At 61.9% G+C, this 1684-nt stretch carries 1 protein-coding gene and 1 pseudogene; both read left to right on the top strand.

Features of this window, described 5'->3' with window-relative positions:
- Positions 1-954: pseudogene (locus AWB65_RS34780) on the top strand (IS21 family transposase); the annotation flags it as partial.
- Positions 836-1606, top strand: a complete 771-nt coding sequence (istB, locus tag AWB65_RS34775) for an IS21-like element helper ATPase IstB (RefSeq protein ID WP_087671252.1) — start codon at positions 836-838, stop codon at positions 1604-1606. The pseudogene AWB65_RS34780 and the gene istB, both read left to right, overlap by 119 nt.
- Positions 1607-1684: the final 78 nt, after the last annotated feature.

Genomic DNA, 1684 nt, shown 5'->3' with positions numbered 1-1684 from the left:
GCAAGGGTTCCGTAGAGAACGCGATCCAGCATACGCAGAACACCGCGCTCGCCGGCCGGCGATTCGAGTCGCTCGACGCCCAGAACGAATTCCTAATGCACTGGGAAGAGAACTGGGCCGCCAAACGCATCCATGGCCGTGCACGGCGACAGGTCGAGGCGATGTTCCAGGAGGAGAAGCCTCACCTAAGGCCGTTGCCGATCACGGGATTCCGCTACTTTACCGAGGTCGTGCGCACTGTCTGGGACGATACCACCGTAAGCGTCGAACGCAGCAACTATGCGGCGCGGCCCGCGCCCATCGGCAGTCTCGTGTGTGTGCGCATCTACGACACCACGATCGAGATCCGTGATCGCCGCTCGCAGGAACTGTTGCGCACCCATCCGCGCCACATTGAGCCCGGCTCGCTCGAGCTTCCCGAGAGCGAACGCCCGTTCAATCCATCGCGCCAGACCAGTCTCGCGCTGGCCAGCGCCACCGACATCGGGCCACAAACGAAGACGCTGTGCCAACACCTGTTCGATGCCGAAGGTCGCGTCGGCCACCGCGGCATGTGGGGCATCGTCGCGCTGGCGAAGAAGTATCCCGCGTGGCTCGTCGAGCAAGCCTGCGATCACGCCCTGCGTCACCACCTATATCGTTATCGGCAGGTACGTGCCGTCGTAGAACGGCTGTTCCAGCAGGCCCTTGAGCGTCTCGATCGTGCGCCACAGCTGGCCCTACCGCTCACGCAGGAACATGCCCTGATCCGCCCGGGTGACGAATACGGCGAGTTCTTCAACGTCGGCGCGCAGCACAGTGCCGCCCCCCATCCCACTACAAGCGGAGAAACAGCATGACCACCACGCTACCCGACATCGAGCGGGCCCTCAGGATGCTGCGCCTGTCCGGCATACGCGACACACTGGAGACCCGCGTGCTACAGGCACAGGGTACCCAGCAACCGTTTCTTGAGACCTTCGCCTTGATCCTGCAGGACGAACTCGACCGTCGTCAGTCGCGGCTAATCGAGCGGCGCTATCAGCAGTCCGGACTTGAAGAGAAGCTCGCGCTCGCCGAGTTCGACTGGTCGTTCAATCCGAAGATCCCGCGTCAGGCTTGCTTCCAGCTCAATGCGCTGAAGTTCGTCGCCGCTGGCGAGAACGGATTGATCATCGGTAAACCCGGCACCGGCAAGTCGCACATTGCCAAGGCCGTCGCGTATCAGGCGGTTCTGCAAGGCCACAAGGTGCAGTATCTCGAAACCGACGACTTCTTTAACCGTTACGCGCTCAGCGCAGCGGAGCAGCAACAGACGCGCCTGCGCGCGATACTCGAGGCGGACCTGCTCGTGCTGGACGACCTGTTCCTGGCACGCTCGATTCCTGACGAGGCCGGCGCGCTACTACAGACGCTGGTCCATCAACGTTACAAACTGCGCCGAAGCATCATCGTCACGTCCAATCGCGTGGTACAGGACTGGGGCGCGTACCTTGGCGATAACACCATGAGCACCACGATCCTCGATCGCCTCATGCATCACTGCCACCAGCTCGAGTTCAACGGCCGCAGCTATCGGCTCAAAGAAGCCGCTGAGGCCCTTGCGCAGAAAACGAAAGAGGAATAAAACTCGACCTCGTCCTGCTTCACACGGTGGGGGATTTTAGGCGACCACAACTGGGGGAGTTTCAACTGACCGTCCGGG

This window comes from Caballeronia humi, from assembly GCF_001544475.1.
GTDB classification, from domain to species: domain Bacteria; phylum Pseudomonadota; class Gammaproteobacteria; order Burkholderiales; family Burkholderiaceae; genus Caballeronia; species Caballeronia humi.
The sequence above is the reverse complement of the archived record's forward strand: the minus strand, read 5'-3'. Positions and strand labels throughout refer to the sequence as shown.